This is a genomic window from Litoreibacter sp. (genome assembly GCF_039974535.1).
Classification (GTDB): Bacteria; Pseudomonadota; Alphaproteobacteria; order Rhodobacterales; family Rhodobacteraceae; genus Litoreibacter.
Genome location: NZ_JBDWIU010000002.1, coordinates 1 through 19969, shown reverse-complemented (window position 1 = coordinate 19969; position 19969 = coordinate 1). Strand labels below are relative to the sequence as shown.

The window sequence follows — 19969 nt, the reverse complement described above, 5'->3', positions numbered from 1 at the left end:
CTACAACGCGTACCCGTTCCGGCGAGAAGCCTCGACTATAGGCCGCCAGTACCCCAAGGCCGCATCAGCGGCACTGCTGTGGCTAGGGGCCTCGGTGCCGATCTTTTCTGCGCGATTTCGCAATGCGTCAGCTTGGTACGGGGCAAGGCCAGCAACATAGATCGACGGCGCTATGATTGAGCAGCGCTCGTCGTCACGCTCTGCAGAGAAACCTAAATATGGGGCAATCAAGATCGTTCCAGGGCGGGCCTGTCTTAGAATTGTGTTTTCCATTTCCTTGAGACCATCTGGATCTTTCAGCGGCCGATAGAAATAGATAACGTCATAGTTGGCGTAATCAGTGAAGTTGCGGGCATCTGTGTCTATGATGCAATGATCCGGCGCGTTAAGTTTCGCCATTGCCGCAGCACCGACTTGTACCTGTGTTGGGTTATTCTCAAGCCCGCGAGCATCGGGGAAAAACGGCAACGCGGCCCAAATTTTAGTGCCGCCCCCACATCCCACATCTAAAAATCTCGGCGCCTTTTCGCGCCCTTGCGCCAAACATATTCGGTAGGCCGCGTGCATCAACGCCTCAAACTGCGTGGCTGGAAGAGCAACGTCTGGATGCGCATCTGACAACAGATTCAACATGGCTTCGGCTGATGGCAACGCCAGCGTATGAAGTGCGGAATACAGGTGGTTCACGTAACGGTTGTGCGCACCCTCCATCAAGTCCTCAGTCCGTGGCATGAGCTGTTGGCTAAAGGGTGAAACTTGCTTGTTCACCATATTCTCAATGTTGGGCCAAAGTCTTAAGCGTCTGTGAGCCGCGTTATATCCTACGCGCTGTTCAATCCTTGAGGTTCTAGGGTCGATGTCGCGCGGATCAGATAGGATCGAACCGCGATCCTGAAGCGCTGAGCGCAACTTGATGCGGTAGCGCGAGATTGGTCGCCAAATTTTTGCGAAACCGGGTGTGCTGCGTTCATGAGATTGAAGCGCTAAAAAATCGGCCAACTGCTGAGTTAGCTGAAACAGTTCGGTTTCCATTCTTTCAAGTTCGGACATGGCAAAGCCGTTCAGTAAGATACTTGGTAAAACAATATCCAACTTATTTAGACTTTCATGCCCGCCGTGACCAGACTAACAAGTTATGAAAATTCACCAAAAAAATGCCCCGCACCTGAGAACAGGGCGGGGCAGTTGCGTGCCTACAAAGGATTGCAGGCACAGGCGGTAACTTTGAAATTCGGTGTGGCTTAGTTCATCTCCGCGCGGATTTGTTGACGCAGAAGGTCGATCGGGACCTTCTTGCCATCGCGCTTAAATGTCCAATATGTCCAACCATTGCAGCTTGGCGCGCCTTCCAGCGCAGCCCCAACCTGGTGGATCGAGCCTTTGACGTCATCGCCAATCAACGTACCATCGGCGCGGATTTTGGCTTTGTGACGCCCGTTCAGGCTCCAGAGTTCTTCGCCGGGTGTCAACATCCCGCGCTCAACCAACTGGCCAAATGGCACACGTGGCTCTGCGCGTTTGGAACGGGTAACTTCGAGCGAAGTCCGGTCAAATTTGCGAACGTCTTTAAGACGCTTCTCAGCCACTTCACGGTAGGCTGCTTCGCGCTCAATCCCGATGAAATCGCGGCCCAGCTTTTTCGCAACTGCACCAGTGGTGCCAGTGCCAAAGAACGGGTCAAGGACAACATCGCCAGGATTGGTTGTCGCAACCAAGACGCGGTGCAACAGGCTTTCAGGCTTCTGTGTTGGATGGGCTTTATCGCCCTCCTCGTTTTTCAGGCGCTCGTGGCCAGTACAGATCGGCAGAACCCAATCGGACCGCATCTGTGTGCCTTCGTTCAAGGCCTTCAGGGCCTCATAGTTGAACGTGTACTTGCTACCCTCAGACTTAGACGCCCAAATCAGTGTCTCATGGGCATTGGTCAACCGTTTGCCGCGGAAGTTTGGCATTGGGTTGGACTTGCGCCAGACAACGTCGTTCAGCATCCAGAACCCTTGGTTCTGCAGCTCGTGACCAACACGGAAAATGTTGTGGTAAGACCCAATCACCCAGATCGCACCATTCGGCTTAAGCAAACGTTTGGCGGCTTTTAGCCATGCTTGGGTAAATTGATCATATTTTTTGAATGAGGAAAATTGGTCCCACTCATCATCAACCGCGTCAACCTTGGAGTTGTCGGGACGATGAAGGTCGCCGCGCAATTGCAGGTTGTATGGTGGATCAGCAAAGATCAGATCGATGGAAGCCTCTGGAAGGCTGTTCATCGCTTCAATGCAATCGCCGTTCATGATCGTGTTCAGTGGCAATGCATCATGCATCACCTTAGTCATTTTACCCATTTTATCGCCTCAAGCTGGTGCACGTTTCGTGCTTGTTCGCTGTGTTGTCCTAAGGATGAGTCAAAGGCGATTCGGTGTCAAAAGCTTTAAAATTCAATGGGTTGAAAATTTACTGGTGACACAAGATATTGTGTACGGGCTTAAAACTACGTCTATGGTGTGGGGTAACCCCAAATTCAGCTAGTGCAGAAATGTGACCCTTTGTGGGGTAGCCGGCATTTTTATCCCACCCGTAGCCGGGGTATTGTTGCGCCAGTGCATCCATGTGTCTGTCGCGCGTCACTTTTGCGAGTATTGATGCAGCAGCAATTGACTGTGATTTGCCGTCACCCTTCACGATAGCTGTCGCAGGCGGCGGCATATCGCGCGGGATTTTATTTCCGTCGACCAGTACATGATCCACCTGTCCCAAGCCCTCCACAGCGCGACACATTGCAAGGTGGGACGCGTGGTAGATATTGAGTGCATCGATCTCCTTAACCGATGCCTCGGCGATACAGTAGCGCGCGCAAACGATGATCTGCTCGAACATAACATCCCGCTTCTTTGGGCTGATCTTCTTTGAGTCGTTCAACCCTTCGGGAATGTTCAATGGATCCAGTATCACCGCCGCAGCGACCACGGGGCCGGCCAAAGGGCCTCGCCCGACCTCATCCGTTCCCGCAATGGTAAGAATGCCTTTGGCGATCAACGCCTGCTCATATGTGAAATCTGGTCCTGTCATGGCCACACCAAGAAACGGATTCGCCTCCAAGCGCAACCGTGGGTGTCCCCTATATATACAATAGGGGCGGACCATCTGGCCCGCCCCCAACTACGCTGCTGCTCGATTATGACTTAGTGGCTGTGACGAATGCGGCGACCGTGACTCTTATGCGTGTGGAACGAATGTGCTTGTTTATGTGCACGGCGCTGCTGACGGTGTACCTGGGGGTGACGACGCGGTTGGACATACTGTGGCTTATGTACGCGTTCCTTCGCGACCTTTTTATGTTTTTTGTCATTCGCCACGCTGGCGATAACACCAAGCAGGGCAAGCCCCGCGATCACTTTCACAACATCTTCGTCTGCACGCGCTGGTGCAGTGGTCATTGCGCTAAAGCCAAGGGAAAGGCTCAGCAAGGCGGCTATAAATTGGCGTGTCATAGTGTTTCCTTTGTTAAGGTGCCTCAAAGGGCGTGCTGTTGATGAACCAACCTTGGCCGCAATGGGGAATGTCGCTCAATGACAGCCGAAAGTTATCAGATAACTGGTCGAAATTTGTGGCTTGTTATTGAATATCACTGCGCCGCAGATCATGGTTGGCCTATGAAACACAGCATTCACATACTCGCGCTTGGCCTTGGGCTGCTTGTAATCTCCGCACCGGCGCACGCAGCCTGTTACGCAGACTATAAGGCTAAGAAAGATAGCCCATTGAAGTTGCATTATGGGGTCGCGCGCATTCCAGACAGCTCTTGCGGGTCTCGCAGAGCAGCCGCGCAAGCTATCGCGCCGCGTCTCGCGTCATCTGGTTGGACACTTCTTAATATCGTATCAGTGTTTGAGGATGCTGGTTTGAACGGGAGGAAGGCAAATGCCGGATCTTTCTTCCTCCGCTACTAAGACACCTTCTCCCACACAGGTTATCGTCATCGGCATGGCCGTAATCGTCGGCATATTGGTCGTCGCGGCCCTTGTGCTTTTTCTCAACTTGCCAGATGCTAATGCCTTCAACATGCGGGTGGAGCGCCTCTTTATAGAGAATGACGCAATCACCCAAGGCGGCGAAATTCGCCTGTTGGAAATACTGGCGCAATCAGGAACCGCGTTTTCCGACACGCTGGCATCCTATCGCTTCATCATCTTCGTGTTGCTGATCTTTGCGACTGCATTGCTAATTGCGGCATTGGTCTCGATTGTGTTCTTGGTGACGCTTGCCCGCCGTATGGCCGAGATTGAAAAGACGGGCATTCAAGTAAGCTCACTCGTGGTCAGTCGTGATGAGCGTATCGTACAGATCAACGATATGGAGTTCCGATTGACTGAAGCGTCATTGGAGACATTGTCAGTCTTGGCCGAGGCCCGATTGGACGACGACATTCTGTCAGGTCTGGAAATTGAAGCCATGATATCAGGTAAGCCAGAGGTGGACTGCGACGAGGCGGCAGGCGCAACACGCATCAAGCGCCTACGCGACCACTTGGGCAATCAGATGATGAGCGAGCTGCTGATCAAAAACATAGCCCGCAAAGGCTATGTTTTAGCAGTAGAGCCGAACGCGATCAAAATGATCTAATGCTACTCCGCGGCTTCTCTTCGGGGCAGCACCCAGTCTGGGCGAACGAAGTGACAAGTGTAGCCATTTGGACGATGCACTAGATAGTCCTGATGCTCAGGCTCGGCCTCCCAAAAGGGTCCCACCGACTCAACCTCTGTCACGACCTTTCCAGGCCATAAGCCGGACGCGTCCACATCCGCAATCGTGTTTATCGCTTCGTCACGCTGCGCATCATCCGTGTAGTAGATGGCCGACCGATAAGACGCCCCAATGTCGTTGCCCTGACGCATTGGCGTCGAAGGGTCATGTATCTGAAAGAAGAATTCCAGCAGCTTGCGGTAGTTGGTCGCCTGCGGGTCAAAGACAATTTCAATGCCCTCCGCATGCGTTCCGTGGTTCCGGTAAGTCGCATTGTCGACGTCCCCGCCAGTATAACCAACCCGCGTAGAGACAACTCCGGGAAGTTTACGGATCAAATCCTGCATGCCCCAAAAGCACCCCCCAGCAAGAATAGCGCGTTCAGTCATTATACATCCTCCACTTGTTCAATAAATTGGCCGTAGCCCTCAGCATCCATCTCGTCGCGGTGTATAAAACGCAAGCTTGCGGAGTTAATGCAATACCGAAGCCCACCTTTGTCGCGCGGCCCATCGTTAAACACGTGACCTAAATGACTGTCGCCGTGTTTCGATCTCACTTCAACACGCACCATACCGAACCCTTCGTCACGGTGCTCGGTCACATGCTCGGTCACAATTGGCTTTGTGAAGCTAGGCCACCCACAACCAGATTCGTATTTGTCCCCAGATGCAAACAGAGGTTCGCCCGAAACGATATCAACATAGATGCCCGGTTTTTTGTTCCCGGTCAGCTCGCCCGTTCCCGCACGTTCGGTACCACTTTGTTGCGTGACGCGAAATTGCTCTGGCGTCAGCTTATCCAAAGCCTCTTTAGTTTTGGCATAGTTCATAGCTTCGCTCCTATTGGGGTCGTTGGTAGTTCATGGATAGATATGATCAAGGTCAAGGGATTCCCACCCACCCACAACTTTGTGAGCCGGAGAAGCTTCGATCTTACCTCCGTACATGGACCGCTTTTTATCGCGTCACATGCTGTAAACTACTAGCGCCAACGCTAAGGGCTGTTAGAAATACAGCAACTAGGAGAACGCACCACCATGTCTGCATTAATGGCCGAATTAGATCTGTCACTTTTTGAAGCCACGCTAAACTTAGCGCTTGCAGCCCTCTTGGGTGGATTGATCGGCTCCGAGCGACAGATGCGACAGCGGATGGCCGGATTGCGCACCAACGCGTTGGTTGCACTAGGAGCGGCAGGCTTTGTGACCTTCGCGGCCCTGTTCCCAAATGACATCAACCCGACAAGGGTAGCGGCACAAATCGTTTCGGGAATTGGCTTTTTGGGAGCAGGCATCATCTTTCGCGACGGATTCAACGTACATGGGTTGAATACCGCTGCGACCCTTTGGTGCTCTGCAGCAGTAGGGATGATGGCAGGCGCAGGTCATTTGCCCTATGCGGCTGTTTTAACCGGGTTGATTGTCTTCATTAACCTTGCCTTGCGCCCCATTGTGAAGCTCCTCAACAAAGTCACGCGTTCCAGCCCTGCGAAAGAACGGGTGTTCCAAATGCGACTTCGTTGCGCGCGAAGTGACGAACGAGAGATGCGCGCCTTTATTGTGCGCAACTTAGCCGTCAACAACCTGTATCTCGATGCAACCGAAGTGGATGGCGACGATAAGGAAGTTACAATTATTGTTAACGTGCATGGCGAAGGCTCAACAGAACGCAATATCGAACGCTCAATCAGCCAGATGGCTATGGAGCCACGCATCACGCGAACCTTCTGGTCCTCGTTAGACGACTTAACCGTATAGGCTATGCGATCACATCGGTTGTTGGGCCTGCTTGAACTCACGTAACGGGCTCTAAACCCTTCACGACCACCACATAGCGTTTTGTGTTGCACAAATTTAGTAACCGCATTAGTTACATGACTGTCTAATTTGGTCAGCCGGCGAACTCGATGCTTCCCAAACCCAATCGCAATCTCGGGCAAACAAGCCTTCGTGGTAAACGTCGCCACGGCAACCCGATGCATACCTATGATGCACTGCCCGCCCCCCTACGCCATTGGCTTGGTCAAGCAGCGCTCCCTTGGTCGCCCGCCTCGGCCCGACGCATCTGGGAAAAATCTCGAGCGAAGGGCCTGAATGTTGAGGAAACAATTCACCTTCTTGCGGAAGCTGAAGCTAAAACACTCACAAACGACCGCTACACCACTCGCTCCCTGCTGCCATAAGCTCAGGACTCCTTAAATGCCTTGATGCTGGTTTGTCGCCATAGTTTACGAGCCCCAATTATTTAGGGTAAGCCTCAAGGGTTTTGTATAGGAATTTGACCATTTCAGCCGACATCAACCTGCATCGCCGCACAAGTATCTGCAAGCGTCTGCACAAAGCCCTGTAAATAGTCCGTATTTTATAGGTGTTTTTGGTGACCCCGATTGGATTCGAACCAATAACCTGCCCCTTAGGAGGGAACCGTTCATAGCGTTATTCCTTCTTTGATTTCTGTTGCTTGGGTGTTTGTACAGGGTCTTCCTGTACATGGTTTGTACGAAAACGGGCCCTGACATCGGCCTCATCGGTCTCTGCATGGGCATAGGCAAATTGGGGTCAGCCCAGCGACCAGCTTTGGCTGCTGTGACCGGATCGACTCCTTGCCGCACGACCAATTCAGTGAAGAACCCATGCCGCCCTGCTTGGTGCGCGGATAGATATTGGATGCCAGCCCGCTTGCAGATCGTCTTCCAGCGTGTGTTGTATCCAGTCGAGCTGCCATAGCCAAAAACGCGCGGCTTCATGAATTTACCGGTCTTGCGGTTCTTGGGTCGCTTTGGTGGTAAAGCCAGCAGTTCGTCCATCATCTCTGGCGATACCGTGATCCAGCTCTCGGGGTGTCCCTTCTGGGCCTTTACCTTAACTTTGTTCTCGGCGGGCCGCAGATCATGAGGCTCTAACGAAACAGCCTGATCGATCCGAGCCGCCGTCTCGAACATGAACCGGACCAGCGCCGCGTTATATGGATCAGCTGCGCTGCAAAACGCCTCGATCCACTCCTTGTCCGCAGGGGTTCGCTCAACGCGGCTCGGCTTGTCGCGCAGTTTGTCCTGCGAAATGCGTTCAAATTTGTCATAGGGCTTTACGCGGATGAGAGGCGTTCCCAATAACTGGTGTGCATTATTGATGACAGCGCTTGCTGGAGTAACGATTTCCCTCCACCAAGTATCGGTCGATGCCCTCGGTTTCCAATCTGGACCAAAGCTCTTCAATAAAGCGCCTGTGATATCCGTCAGCGGCATGGCCCCAATCTCTTTGACAATTGGAATGAGTCGCTCAGCGTCTTCTTCGGAGGCGTTGTAGAGCATGATTGCATCTGAAAATGTCTTGCTGATCTCATCACCAACAACATGTCGACGTATCTGCATTTCAGTTTCAAACGCTACCCAGTCCCGCGCGCCCGCTTCTGTAGATGCCTTAGTGCTTCGCCGGTATGGGCCTGCGATGCGCCTGCCGTTGTACTCGACCCAGCCCTTAACCCAGTAGAAGGGACCCCTCTTGTAGATTTGGAGCGGCATGACTGACCTCCTTCAAAAATCGTATCGATCTGCGCGGGTGTGATCAGCATGGTCCGCCCCAGCCGATAAAATGCGCCTGTATCATTCGCTCGTTCGCGAAGCGTCCGCTCGGAAATCTCGATGCCTAAGTCCGCCATGACCTCGACCCATTGAGCGGGCGTCTTTCCAAGCCCGAGGATTTGCGAGGTGTCAGCGTGTTCTACATTTTGCATTACCTTCATCCTTTCCTGCCACTGCTTGCGCATTTGGGCTCGGCCTTGACGGTGAAAAGGGCAACATATTTTTCCCACGCTCCACTCGGGATCTTGGGGTTACGTTTTCCCGGTGCCGTGTAGATGTGGTCCAACATGTCTTCGCGGATCAGATAGCGAACGTTGGTCACCGGAATGCCAACTCGCTCTGCTAGCTCTTTGGGTGTTTCGAGAAGTTTGGTCATAAATCGCCTCTCAATCAGTTGCTCACAATTCGAGGCGAGAGATTTAGTTTTGCGTTCAGAAAGAAACAAAACTACGCTGATCTTGCATGAATCAGGCGTATCGCCATCGTTCGTAACGCATATTGTTAGATATGATCACGAATGAGGTCAACACGACTACAAACGAAAGTTAAAAATGTCTATTCAAGGGATGGGGGAACGCCTTGCGGCGGTGAGAAACATGTCAAAACTCTCCCAAGAGGATATGTGCCGCCGTTTGGGTATTAGTCGAAGTGCGTTCCAGAACTATGAACGTGGCCAGCGCGATCTTCCCGCCGAACTCTTGCTCAAAGTTTACGAAGAGTTCGACGTTGATCCGTTGTGGATGCTGGAAGGTGACACCGAGACCGGCAAAAGCAGACGGCACGATGAATTCACACAAGCCTATCGCAAGATCGGGTTGGCCGTAGAAAACCGTATAATCGAACGCCGCTTGATAGTGACGCCGGAAAAGAAATGGGACGCAATCGATTTCCTATTCGCTGAATTCCTCAATTTGGATGCCTTTAGCAGCACTGAAAGCGCTCCTAACACGCAACGAATTGATAGTATTCTAGGTTTGGTAGCGTGATGTCGGACACTGGTTTTCCTACAAATGTTCACGTCCTTAGGCCCCGCAAAGTATCGCTGTCTGAGAAGCTCGACCATTTTCTCGACGAGCATGGGCTTGAAATCAAGAAGGCGACAGAACCGCATGATCCTTCACGCCCCAAAAACATCAATGGGAACGCGATGGACTGCGCCGCCTGTGGTGAAGCAGAGTACCTTACCCGCGACTATTGCCGTTGCGGTCATTACCTTCGCGGGCAATTGGAGGACGAATACCTCGCTTGGGAAAACCAAGTGCATGATGACCACAACAAACTTGCCGAGGTGATAGCGCTGAAAATAAAGCCACTGCGCTATCTCTTTGCCGTCGGCTTGCCGTTTCTTGTCGGGCCTATGCTCTACCTAAATTTCTGGGCGGATAGCTTCACACTTTATCCGTTGCTATGGATGACACCTGGCATCTTGATTGGTGGCATCGTAGCGCTGGCAGAAAGGATTCTCACTCGACCTCTGGAAGCGAGCGCTCATTTCCTAAACACCTATTCCATTGAGACTTTTATTGACCAAAGATTTTTTCAGCTGAAAGTGATTGACCAGTAAATGACCACCAAAGAGCAGATCAGCGAGTTTATCGCGCGCTGGAAGCCGTCTGGCGGCAGCGAACATGCAAATTACCAGCTGTTTATCATCGAACTGACTGAGCTGCTCGGCCTCGAACGGCCCTTTCCGGCGACCGACGACGACGCGAATGACCACTATCGTTTTGAACGGCCCGTCACTTTTGCCCACACCCACAAGCGCAGCACCGGCTTCGTCGATGTCTATCGCAGTGGTCATTTCATCTTGGAAACCAAGCAAGGCGTAACCCAGAAGAAGAACCGGCAAGGCGACCTAACTAAAGGCACGCCCGACCGCAAACAAAAGCGGACCGGCCACGGCGTGCGGGGAACCGCTGCCTGGGACGACACGATGCTCAAGGCACGCAACCAAGCTGACAATTATGCGCGCGCCGTTGCCAAGGATGATGGCTGGCCGCCTTATCTTATGGTTGTTGACGTAGGTCACGTGATCGAGCTCTACGCTGACTTCTCGCGCCAAGGCCAAGGCTACAACCAGTTCCCCGATGGCAACCGCTACCGCATCTTCATTGATGAGCTTCACAACGAAGACACACGCAATCTGCTGCGGACCATCTGGTCTGATCCCTACGGCCTCGACCCCTCGCTCAAATCTGCCGAAGTCACCCGTGATATCGCCGAACACCTTGCCGAACTCGGCAAAAGCTTTGAAAGCCAAGGCCACAACAGCGAAACTGTCGCGCGCTTCCTTATGCGCTGCCTCTTCTCCATGTTCGCCGAGGATGTAGAGCTGATCCCGCTGGGCAGCTTCACCGCTAAGCTCAAGGAACTGCGCGGCCACCCAGAACACGCCGAACCAACGCTCAAAAGCCTTTGGGAGGTGATGAACACTGGCGGCTTCTCCCCTGTACTCATGCAGGACCTCAAGCGCTTTAACGGTGGTCTGTTCAAAGATGCCGACGCCCTACCGCTCAACGCCATGCAATTGGGCCTGCTGATCGAGGCGGCAGAGGCCGACTGGAAACAGGTCGAGCCCGCGATTTTCGGCACGCTCCTCGAACGCGCGCTCGATAAACGCCAGCGTCACAAGCTGGGCGCGCACTACACGCCGCGCGCCTATGTGGAACGGCTTGTCACGCCAACGATCATGGAACCGCTGCGCGAAGATTGGCGCGATGTGCAAACCGCCGTACAGCGCCTGACCGAAGACGACAAATCCGACGACGCCCTACAGCTCGTCCGTGACTTCCATAGCAAGCTTTGCGAAATCCGCGTGCTTGATCCCGCCTGCGGCTCCGGCAACTTTCTTTATGTCGCGCTTGAGATGATGAAACGGCTAGAGGGCGAGGTGACCGCGCTACTGTCTGAATTGGGCGAAACGCAGACCAGCTTTATCACTGTGGACCCGCACCAGTTTCTGGGGATCGAGCTTAACCCATGGGCTGCGAATGTGGCCGAGCTGGTGCTGTGGATTGGCTATCTGCAATGGCACTTCCGCACCTATGGCAAGGCCGCCCCGTCTGAACCCGTTCTGCGCGACTTCAAGAACATCCGCAACGCAGATGCCGTACTAGAATGGTCCGACCGTACCCCGCGCATGGATGATACGGGTGTGCCAGTCACCCGCTGGGACGGAGTAACCACGATCTGCCACAATGTGACGGGCGAGGAAGTGCCAGACCCCGACGCACGTGTGCAGGTCTATGACTACACCAAGCCCAAGGCGACAAAATGGCCCGAGGCCGAATTCATCGTGGGCAACCCGCCCTTTATTGGGGCCTCGCGCCTGCGCGAGAGCCTAGGTGACGGTTATATTGAGGCGTTGTGGAAAGCCTACCCCAAGATGCCGCAAAGTGCTGATCTGGTAATGTTTTGGTGGGAAAAGGCAGCACTTGCTGCGCGGGGATGGAACGCCAAGACAGGCAAAGGCACCCGCCGCTTTGGCTTGATTACAACGAATAGTCTCCGCCAGACATTTAACCGAAGAGTGCTAGAGCCGCATTTGAACGATGCAAAAAAACCGCTCTCGCTGCTCTTCGCCATTCCTGACCATCCTTGGGTTGATAGTGGGAAAGGCGATGCCGACGTACGTATCGGAATGACGGTAGGTGCGGCTGGCAACCGAGCAGGACGGCTACTCATTCTTGCGACAGAAAGCAAAGAGAAGAACGAAGCCGATGGCAGGGTTGTTACCTTTAGCTATCAAGTTGGGAAAGTATTTGCCAACCTTCAGATAGGTGCGGACGTAGCAGGAGCTAAACCCATCGCCGCAAACGATGCTTTGGCGTCTCGTGGTGTTGCATTGCATGGCCTAGGCTTCCTCGTATCAAAAGATGAAGCTGCCTTACTTGGGCTGAACCAGATTAAGGGCATGGACCGGCATATTCTGGAGTATTTCAACGGACGAGACGTGATGGCGACGCCAAGAAACCTAATGGTGATTGATCTTTACCCCCTTTCGCAGGAGGACGTTAAAAGTACTTTTCCATCAGTTTACCAGCACGTTTTTGACAACGTCAAACCCGAGAGAGATCAAAATCGTGAGGACTTCAGACGTATTAATTGGCATTGGTTTGGCCGCACAAATGAAACCTATCGAAAGGCCGTATCGGGTTTGCCTCGGTTTATAGGCACCGTTGAGACGGCGAAACATCGAGTTTTTCGCTTCTTTGACGGTCGGACCCGAGCCGACAATAAGTTGGTGGCGATTGGCCTCGCTGATGCTGAATGGCTTTCAGTTCTATCGAGCAAAATGCATACAAAATGGGCGCTGCGCTCTGGAAGCTGGCTGGGTGTTGGAAACGATCCCGTTTACGTCAAGTCGAGGTGCTTCGACTCATTCCCCTTTCCCGAACTCACTGACTCGCAAAAGACCAACCTTCGCAAACTCGGTGAAGACCTCGACGCCCATCGCAAGCGCCAACAGGCTGCACACCCCAAGCTGACCCTGACGCAGATGTATAATGTTCTCGAAAAGCTCCGCGCGGGGGAAACCATCGAGGGCAAGGACAAGGAAATCTATGACCAAGGCTTGGTCAGCATCCTTCGTGACCTGCACGACCAGATCGACGCTGCCGTGGCCGAAGCCTATGGCTGGCCGGTGGACTTGAGCGACGAAGACATTCTCCTCCGCCTCGTCGCGCTCAACAAAGAACGCGCCGAAGAAGAGGCCCGCGGCCAAATCCGCTGGCTCCGCCCTGACTACCAGAACCCCACTGGCGCGCAGGCCACCAAGGGCAAAACCACAGAGATGGACCTCGGCGCAATCGCAAAGGTGGAAAAGGCCCCATGGCCCAAAACCCTGCCAGACCAAATCGCCGCCGTCCGCGAGGCCCTGTCCGAAATGGGCGAAGCCACCCCCGACCAGATCGCCCGCCGTTTTATGCGAGCACGGACAACGAGCGTGCAACCGCTGCTGGATAGCTTGGCTGCATTGGGACAGGCAGAGAAAGGCGATGATGGGAGGTACGCAGCTTGACCGGAAACCCCCTCCCCCCTCGAACCGACAGGTTATTGAATCAAGAAAAGTTTCGGAATGCTGCACGAGCAGCGGGTCTTGAGCGGGTCGTTTTCTTGGCTGGACCATTTATTGAGACTGCGAAAGCACCACGAAAGAACGCAAAAAACGTAGCGGCTGTTCTGAGGTACAAGCTTTACCACGCCCTTGAAGCAGAAGGCTGGGTTGTCACGCTTGGCGAATATGAGAAGTTGATTGAAGCAGTTGATCCTCTTCTTGGGGATCATAACAATGCTGCTCTGGCCGAGATCAGCCATGCAAGGTCAGGCGAAACAGACGCAATCATTATGCTTCCAAGCAGTCCCGGCTCATTCCTTGAGTTAGGAGCATTTTCGCACATGGAGGACATTTGCGGGAAGATGCTGGTGATAGTGGATAAACAGTATCAAGAGCACAAGAACTACATGAACTCAGGGCCAGTGAAGGCCGCGCGCGATAACCGCGCCGATGTTCGATTTTTGGACTACACGGACTTTGAAGCGTGCTGGGAAGCAGTAGAACAATTCGTTACGAGCCGGGCTAGAAAACGCGCTGCCAGAGGAATTGTTTCACCATGAAAAGGGTTGATCCACTTTTTGCGTATCTGTCAGTCCTTGCGGTGATTCAGCCTGCCCGGATTCAAGATATCGAAAACAATGCCGCAAGCCTTCTTGGCGGTGAACTTTCTGCCTGGTTGTTGGAAAAAGGGTTGCTTCGGGAAGCCCATGAAGACGCTAGGTCCAACGGGATGGTGATTCCTGTCCGACGGGGCGTCTACTTCATGACGCCTAAAGGTAAGCTCCTTGTCCGCCGCGAAGGCCTTGAGCGCTCAATCGACAATCGCCGATTGTTCTTGATGAAAGCCCAACGACGGAGGTACAAATGATCTGCGAGTTGGTATCGCGTTCAGTTCGTTCGCTGTTTCGGCGAGCCGTTGTTCAGGTTTGGTTTGAAGGGGCTCGTGGCCTAGGTCGAAGAGGCATTTTGCCGGACCTTGCCGCCAAAATGCCTCTTCGACCTAGGCCACGCGCTCAAGGCAGTCTTAATCAAAAAGACTGGAAGTTACTGTAGATGCCAACTCGCTCATATTACTTCCCCAAAGATTTCAGACACCTAGAAGAAATTCTGCGTGCTGAGCCAGGTGGTTTTTCCGATGAAGGCGCCGCTCGTTTCAGAGAACTTGGAATTCCGCCGATCCCTAGTGTCGGTTCATTGCCGCTTTTTCTAGGGATAAGCTCAAAGACCATTTTTTCAATCAGACGACAGCCACGAAAACACTATCGCTCTTTCCCTTTACGAAAAAAGGATGGCACCCCTCGGGATATTGATACCCCAAGGACGTACCTCAAGGTGATCCAGTGGTGGATCTTGGATAATATTCTTAATCACGTCGAGATTGCAGATAACGTCTTTGGATTTGTCGCAGGCAGAAGTGCGGTTCAAAACGCCACGTTCCACTTTGGCGCAGCCCATGTGCTCAACGTCGATATAAAACAGTTCTTCCCTTCGATCACGATTGATCAAGTACGCGCAATCTTCAGGTCCTTAGGTTATGATGCTGATGTCTCGGACATGTTCGCAGACCTGTGCTGCCTTGATGATCGCGTGCCGCAAGGCGCGCCCACCAGTCCAGCTTTGGCGAATCTCGTGCTACGCAATCTGGATAAGGAATTGTCTGGTATCGCATTGCAAGCAGGCCACAGATATTCCCGCTACGCGGATGACCTGACATTCAGCTCCTCAGATCGGATCGAAGCTGAATTCCTAGGCTCCGTCCAAGCGGCAGTAGAGCGGGAAGGCTTCAATCTTAAGCCCGAAAAAACAAGGTTCTCTGGGATGGAAGGGCGGATGGAAGTAACGGGCGTTGTCATAAACGAGAAAATGCAGCCCAGTAGGGTCTGGCGCAAACGCACTAGGGCTACGTTACATACGCTTGGGAAAAGCGCCCGACTTACAAGGAAAAACCTCTCCTATCTGCTTGGCATCAAAGGCATGGCTAAACAGTTCCAGGAGAGTCCACAGATGCAACGTTTAGCACTCAGTGCAGAACAATTGCTGGAAACCAAGTCTCAGTCAGTGATCGGCAAAGGTACGCGGCCGATCCTTCCCAATCGGCTGACCATTCGTCAGGCAGAAGCTCTGGCGGCACTGGCTCCTAGGAGAACCAACATGGAAATCGCCATGCGACTGGAAACAACCGAAGCAGCAGTTAAGAAGAGGCTGCAAGAAGCATACAGAAAGATCGGTGCCGCCGACCGCATTGAGGCTGAGCGATGGTCCTCAACGAATCTATGATCCCAATATAGCTTAAGAAATTTCTGCCGACTAAACTCAAGATGTTGTGGGTCAGTGACAATCAAACCCCAAGCTAATAGAATATGCCCATCGAAGGAGAGGCAAATTTGAATTCACTGCGTGACATAGATTTGATTGATGATTTGCGCGCACAGCCGGTAGAAACCCCGTGGCTAGAGTTCAAGAGCAGCTTGTCCGACGAGGCCAAAATCGGGAAGCTGATTTCCGCCCTGTCAAATGCCGCTCGGCTTGAAGGGAAAGAACAAGCCTTTCTCGTCTGGGGGGTCGAAGATGGAACTCACAAAGTTATCGGCACGTCCTTTGATCCATTTTCCAAGCATATTGGCAATCAGGTTTTTGAACTTTGGTTACGTCAACGCCTCAGTCCGGCTCCGGCACTTCAGTTTCGTCCCGTTGACCATCCTGATGGTAAAATAATTCTGTTGGAAATACCTGCCCCGACGATGGCTCCAACAAGTTTTGAAAGTGTGCCGTATATTAGGATCGGTAGTGCAACGCCCAAGCTTTCGGATGATCCCGGGAGATATCAGGCGCTTATCGAGAAGATGCGGCCTTATACTTGGGAACTCGGTATCGCGGCGAGCTATCTAACGGCAGATGATGTTCTGCGTTTGATAGACTACCCATCCTACTTTTCGCTTACTCGTCAGCAGCTACCAACCAACCGCGACCACATACTGGAAAAGCTTGCGGGTGATCGGTTGATCCAGAAGGACGTCGGTGGTCGATGGAATATTTTAAACCTTGGTGCAATTCTGTTCGCCACCAACCTTCGCGACTTCGGTAGCAGCATTGAGCGGAAAGGTGTCCGTTTTGTTCGCTACGATGGTGTTGATCGCACAGCGACGGTAACTCACCGGCACGATGGCCAAAGGGGCTATGCCTCCGGTTTTGAAGGGCTCCTGCAGTATATTAACGGGTTACTGCCACAGAATGAGCACATCGGCCAAGCTCTGCGGGAGGAACACCCGTTGTTTCCTCGATTGTCTATCCGCGAGTTGGTGGCGAATGCCTTGATTCATCAAGACATGACCATCACAGGAGCAGGTCCTCAAATCGAGCTATTTGAGGATCGCATCGAAATTACGAACCCTGGATCGCCCTTGGTGGATACTCAACGTATGATCGATCTGCCCCCGCGTTCGCGCAACGAAGCACTTGCATCGCTTATGAGGCGCATGGGTATGTGCGAGGAACAAGGAAGCGGATTAGACAAGGTTTTCAGGGAGGTTGAGGTTTTTCAGTTGCCCGCGCCTTTGTTGAAATCCAATGCTACATCGATGCAAGTGGTGATGTATGGCCCGCGTACGTTTGCCGAAATGAGTGGTGAAGAGCGGGTTCGGGCCTGCTATTTCCATGCGGTCCTTCAGTTCATGGCTGGCGAAAGAATGAAGAATACAACTCTTTGTCAGAGGTTCGGGATTGATACGCGAAACGCGGCGCAGGCCTCTGCGGTTTTGAAGAAGGCTATGGAAGCTGATCTGATCAAAGTTGCGGATGAAGATCATCCTCGCGCCGGTTACCACCCATGGTGGGCATAAGTTTCTTGATCCACTCTTGATCATCGTTGCCTCACGTCACCCGGTGATACTTTTAAATCATTTAAAAACAATGCCTTGGTGCGCTTTTGTGATCGCGAAATTTCTTGATCCGGTTTTGACATTTGTCATTCGATCAAAGGACACGAAGGTAAATTTCGCCCCTTCACTACCATATCTATGGTGGCACCAACGCACCTTCTCCATATCTCGCGATGGATATTCTTGACCGGTTCTTGATCGGCTTACACTTGCAAGCTATCAAGCTTGGGCCTGACAGGCCGCACTATACCGGAAACAAAGTTGACACGTAGAGGATGCGCAAATGAGCCCGCTTGAAGAGCCAATGCACCCTGGTGAGGTCCTGAAAGAGCTTTACCTTGATCCCTTGGACATGGGGGCAATCGCGTTTGCGCGGCGTCTGGGTGTGCCTCGGACGCGGATCGAGCGGTTGATCAAGGGCACGACTGGGATCACGCCTGACACGGCTCTTCGCCTCGCTCGAGTGTTCAACACAACCCCGGCCTACTGGGTGAACTTACAGACGAACTTCGACATGGCTCTAGCAGCTAAGGAAGTCGACGTCTCTGGCATTGAACCACTAATTGCCGCTTAGTGAGGTTAGCAGGATGTTTACTAAAACCTTCTGCGCCGACGATATCCCCGCTGGGTGGGCTTTGCGAACTGAACCACAGGCAACGGGCTTCCTTCGATAATCGACCTTGCAAACTCCGCCTTTGAAAAATCAAATAGATAGCGGCTTCTACCTTGTGCAGCTGTGAGCAGGCATAGATTGTCGCCGCCAAAATCAAAGCCGACTATCTTACCCAATGACCCCCACTCCTTGAGAAGTCGAGTTTCTTCGCAATAGACAGTGTAGATGTCTACCCCATCGAACCGTTGTGGGTAATTTTCTGAAAGCATACGTTCGTATTGGATGAGATCAGTTGGGCGGCGAGTTCCATCGATGATCCAAATCACTTGGCCATAAAAATTCGTCCGCTTCACCACTTCGTCTGGCTTGATTGCAGAGTGCTGAAACTCAATCACAAGACCGCTGGGTGTTTTAATATCCGCGATATGCAATTCGCCCATTTCGTCACGGGCTGGCACCTCCTGCCAGTCAGTCTCAAACCGGTTCTTCCAGTCACGATGCCATTGGGTTTCATTTTCCCACCAATGATCACAATGACGGCGGCCTTTATGCGCCCAATGCCATACTTTCTTAGCTCCACAACGGGCTAACATATCGGCATTGCAGCCTGGACAGACGCCCTGAGCTCCAGGAGACGCCTCAATTCGATGATCATTCAAGAGTGCAAAACGCATTTAGAATAAGTGGTTGCTCTGAAGTGCATTTCCAAGGGTACGGTTAGTCATAATTTCTCCAAAGTCTTAGGCTAGATCTTCGAAACAGGAGTTTGGAATGACAGTGGATGTACTAGGCCCAGACAACGCGTTCTGGATTGATGGCGAATGGCTTGGATGGGATAGCATTATCGATCCAGAAGAGACCACGTACAGCCGACTTGCTGAACTGGAGCGAGAGGCTGAACTTCGCCGCAACTATCCAAATGCTGATCCAACTTTGATCCCATATTTCCAAGATTTACTGACGCTAGCCGAAGCCTATTTCAACGACACTGGGCAACATCTAAGTGTCTACGGCGACATTGGTGAGCTTTTTGGAGCCATAATGTATGGAATCAAACTGCACAAAAATTATGCCCAAGGCTCCGATGGAAGGTTAGGTAACGACTTCGTTGAGATCAAAACGATCGCGCCGATCAACGGCAAAGAGCAGACTAGTGTCCGTCTCGACAGGCACTTCAGTAAATTACTCATAGTGAAGATCGACAATGATTTTGAGGTATCTGGACGTCTTGTGAAACGAGCGAACTTGCCAAAACGACAAGGCAATAATCTACGATTATCCTGGGAAAACATGCCTGAAACCCAACTAGGGAAATGAGTCGAACGTTTAACCCCTAATGCGTCATCCCCCTGTCCATCTCGATTTCCCGCTCTTCTAGCTCTGCCTCAACCTCTCTTCGGCGGCTTTCGTTAATTTCAAGCTGGTCTCTAGTTGCGTGCGCAGCTTCCCGTAATTCGAGCCCTCGCTCAGCAAGCCGTGCAACGCAGCCACGGACGCCGTCTGCGATTGAATGAGCACCGACACGCAGGCGGCCAATCCATCCATCTGGCTCTGCATCCTTGTCGTCGAGCGTTCCTCTAACCCGCTCAATTCCTTTGCTGAGACCTCGCAGGCCGTCACCAACCGTTCTACGCAGGCGAGCAAGTCGCGTGCCAAGGCTGTCAGGGGTGTCATCATCTAGTTCTCCTCGATCTTGATGCAGGTCACTGACCTGCCGCCTAGTGTGCAGGTCCTCAGCCGCGTCTTCGTCGGGTCCAGTACCAGCCAGGTCCCGTCCTCCCTGTCGATCCGCGTCAGGCCCAAGTCTGTCAGTTCCGAGTTGGTCAGCAACAGTGTCCAAAGCAAGCTCGCGGCCATCATCGAGACGACCCCTACCAAGAACGTCCCCGTGATCAGCCAGGGCGAGATCGTCAGCCAGCTCTTGTTCTGTCGCAAAAAGGTGCGGGTATCGCTCTCGATTGTACGATGCGCGATGGTCGCAATGTGCTTCAAATCGGTCCTGAAGCTCTCCAGCTGGGATGCCATCGAGGCGGCGTAGTCCTGCCGGATCGTGTCCAGTTCCGCGTTCAACTTCTCGCTCAGCCGTGTCGGCTTGCCAGT

At 52.7% G+C, this 19969-nt stretch carries 24 protein-coding genes; 13 read left to right on the top strand and 11 right to left on the bottom strand.

What is annotated here, in order from left to right:
- From ABJN86_RS01075 to ABJN86_RS01060, 4 genes are all read right to left on the bottom strand, one after another.
- The gene (locus ABJN86_RS01075) at window positions 1-1050 is read right to left on the bottom strand and encodes a hypothetical protein (RefSeq protein WP_348362597.1); all 1050 of its coding nucleotides are present in this window, start codon (window positions 1048-1050) and stop codon (window positions 1-3) included.
- A gap of 191 nt (window positions 1051-1241) precedes the next feature.
- A complete protein-coding gene (locus tag ABJN86_RS01070; RefSeq protein ID WP_348362596.1) occupies window positions 1242-2342 on the bottom strand; it encodes a site-specific DNA-methyltransferase in 1101 nt (366 codons plus the stop codon).
- A gap of 109 nt (window positions 2343-2451) precedes the next feature.
- Window positions 2452-3066, bottom strand: a complete 615-nt coding sequence (locus ABJN86_RS01065) for a ribonuclease HII (RefSeq protein WP_348362595.1) — start codon at window positions 3064-3066, stop codon at window positions 2452-2454.
- 113 nt (window positions 3067-3179) lie between these two features.
- Complete coding sequence (locus tag ABJN86_RS01060; protein ID WP_348362594.1) at window positions 3180-3488, bottom strand: hypothetical protein; 309 nt, start codon at window positions 3486-3488, stop codon at window positions 3180-3182.
- A gap of 162 nt (window positions 3489-3650) precedes the next feature.
- On the opposite strand from ABJN86_RS01060, the gene ABJN86_RS01055 reads away from it, so the two are divergent.
- Both ABJN86_RS01055 and ABJN86_RS01050 read left to right on the top strand, forming a co-directional pair.
- Entirely contained in the window at window positions 3651-3947 is a 297-nt protein-coding gene (locus ABJN86_RS01055; protein ID WP_348362593.1) for a hypothetical protein, read from the top strand.
- Window positions 3919-4620, top strand: coding sequence for a hypothetical protein (locus tag ABJN86_RS01050; protein ID WP_348362592.1), 702 nt, complete (start codon window positions 3919-3921; stop codon window positions 4618-4620). Before ABJN86_RS01055 ends, ABJN86_RS01050 begins: the two co-directional genes overlap by 29 nt.
- Before the next feature lie 2 nt (window positions 4621-4622).
- Here ABJN86_RS01050 and msrA read toward each other — a convergent pair whose 3' ends face one another.
- Window positions 4623-5129, bottom strand: coding sequence for a peptide-methionine (S)-S-oxide reductase MsrA (gene msrA / locus ABJN86_RS01045; RefSeq protein ID WP_348362591.1), 507 nt, complete (start codon window positions 5127-5129; stop codon window positions 4623-4625).
- A complete protein-coding gene (gene msrB / locus ABJN86_RS01040; RefSeq protein ID WP_348362590.1) occupies window positions 5129-5572 on the bottom strand; it encodes a peptide-methionine (R)-S-oxide reductase MsrB in 444 nt (147 codons plus the stop codon). The genes msrA and msrB overlap by 1 nt, the downstream gene beginning before the upstream one ends.
- A gap of 207 nt (window positions 5573-5779) precedes the next feature.
- Here msrB and ABJN86_RS01035 point away from each other — a divergent pair, with 207 nt between their 5' ends.
- Both ABJN86_RS01035 and ABJN86_RS01030 read left to right on the top strand, forming a co-directional pair.
- The gene (locus tag ABJN86_RS01035; protein ID WP_348362589.1) at window positions 5780-6499 is read left to right on the top strand and encodes an MgtC/SapB family protein; all 720 of its coding nucleotides are present in this window, start codon (window positions 5780-5782) and stop codon (window positions 6497-6499) included.
- Window positions 6500-6648: 149 nt separating this feature from the next.
- Window positions 6649-6924 carry a DUF6525 family protein gene (locus ABJN86_RS01030; RefSeq protein ID WP_348362588.1) on the top strand — a complete coding sequence of 92 codons (276 nt, stop codon included), beginning with the start codon at window positions 6649-6651 and terminating at the stop codon, window positions 6922-6924.
- A 114-nt stretch (window positions 6925-7038) separates the two neighbouring features.
- Here ABJN86_RS01030 and ABJN86_RS01025 read toward each other — a convergent pair whose 3' ends face one another.
- Together ABJN86_RS01025 and ABJN86_RS01020 are read right to left on the bottom strand one after the other, a co-directional pair.
- The gene (locus tag ABJN86_RS01025; protein ID WP_348362587.1) at window positions 7039-8262 is read right to left on the bottom strand and encodes a tyrosine-type recombinase/integrase; all 1224 of its coding nucleotides are present in this window, start codon (window positions 8260-8262) and stop codon (window positions 7039-7041) included.
- Between the two features lie 217 nt (window positions 8263-8479).
- Window positions 8480-8698: a hypothetical protein gene (locus tag ABJN86_RS01020; protein WP_176249802.1), complete on the bottom strand. Its 219-nt coding sequence runs from the start codon at window positions 8696-8698 to the stop codon at window positions 8480-8482.
- A gap of 175 nt (window positions 8699-8873) precedes the next feature.
- Here ABJN86_RS01020 and ABJN86_RS01015 point away from each other — a divergent pair, with 175 nt between their 5' ends.
- From ABJN86_RS01015 to ABJN86_RS00980, 8 genes are all read left to right on the top strand, one after another.
- Window positions 8874-9308, top strand: a complete 435-nt coding sequence (locus ABJN86_RS01015) for a helix-turn-helix transcriptional regulator (protein WP_348362586.1) — start codon at window positions 8874-8876, stop codon at window positions 9306-9308.
- The gene (locus tag ABJN86_RS01010) at window positions 9308-9886 is read left to right on the top strand and encodes a hypothetical protein (protein WP_348362585.1); all 579 of its coding nucleotides are present in this window, start codon (window positions 9308-9310) and stop codon (window positions 9884-9886) included. Before ABJN86_RS01015 ends, ABJN86_RS01010 begins: the two co-directional genes overlap by 1 nt.
- Entirely contained in the window at window positions 9887-13342 is a 3456-nt protein-coding gene (locus ABJN86_RS01005; RefSeq protein ID WP_348362584.1) for a DNA methyltransferase, read from the top strand. It begins immediately after the preceding gene.
- 35 nt (window positions 13343-13377) lie between these two features.
- Window positions 13378-13938 carry a hypothetical protein gene (locus tag ABJN86_RS01000; RefSeq protein WP_348362583.1) on the top strand — a complete coding sequence of 187 codons (561 nt, stop codon included), beginning with the start codon at window positions 13378-13380 and terminating at the stop codon, window positions 13936-13938.
- Window positions 13935-14246: a hypothetical protein gene (locus tag ABJN86_RS00995; protein ID WP_348362582.1), complete on the top strand. Its 312-nt coding sequence runs from the start codon at window positions 13935-13937 to the stop codon at window positions 14244-14246. Before ABJN86_RS01000 ends, ABJN86_RS00995 begins: the two co-directional genes overlap by 4 nt.
- A 185-nt stretch (window positions 14247-14431) precedes the next feature.
- Window positions 14432-15655, top strand: coding sequence for a retron St85 family RNA-directed DNA polymerase (locus tag ABJN86_RS00990; RefSeq protein ID WP_348362581.1), 1224 nt, complete (start codon window positions 14432-14434; stop codon window positions 15653-15655).
- Window positions 15656-15762: 107 nt separating this feature from the next.
- The gene (locus ABJN86_RS00985) at window positions 15763-17217 is read left to right on the top strand and encodes an ATP-binding protein (protein WP_348362580.1); all 1455 of its coding nucleotides are present in this window, start codon (window positions 15763-15765) and stop codon (window positions 17215-17217) included.
- A 322-nt stretch (window positions 17218-17539) separates the two neighbouring features.
- A complete protein-coding gene (locus ABJN86_RS00980) occupies window positions 17540-17830 on the top strand; it encodes a HigA family addiction module antitoxin (protein WP_348362579.1) in 291 nt (96 codons plus the stop codon).
- 20 nt (window positions 17831-17850) lie between these two features.
- Here ABJN86_RS00980 and ABJN86_RS00975 read toward each other — a convergent pair whose 3' ends face one another.
- On the bottom strand, window positions 17851-18543 hold the full coding sequence (locus ABJN86_RS00975; protein ID WP_348362578.1) for a competence protein CoiA family protein: 693 nt from the start codon (window positions 18541-18543) through the stop codon (window positions 17851-17853).
- 97 nt (window positions 18544-18640) lie between these two features.
- Between ABJN86_RS00975 and ABJN86_RS00970 the strand changes: the two genes are divergently transcribed.
- A complete protein-coding gene (locus ABJN86_RS00970; RefSeq protein ID WP_348362577.1) occupies window positions 18641-19186 on the top strand; it encodes a hypothetical protein in 546 nt (181 codons plus the stop codon).
- Window positions 19187-19243: 57 nt separating this feature from the next.
- On the opposite strand, the gene ABJN86_RS00965 is transcribed toward ABJN86_RS00970, so the two are convergent.
- Together ABJN86_RS00965 and ABJN86_RS00960 are read right to left on the bottom strand one after the other, a co-directional pair.
- Window positions 19244-19546: a hypothetical protein gene (locus ABJN86_RS00965; protein WP_348431841.1), complete on the bottom strand. Its 303-nt coding sequence runs from the start codon at window positions 19544-19546 to the stop codon at window positions 19244-19246.
- On the bottom strand, window positions 19547-19969 hold a 423-nt coding region (locus ABJN86_RS00960; protein ID WP_348431839.1), incomplete at its 5' end, for a hypothetical protein.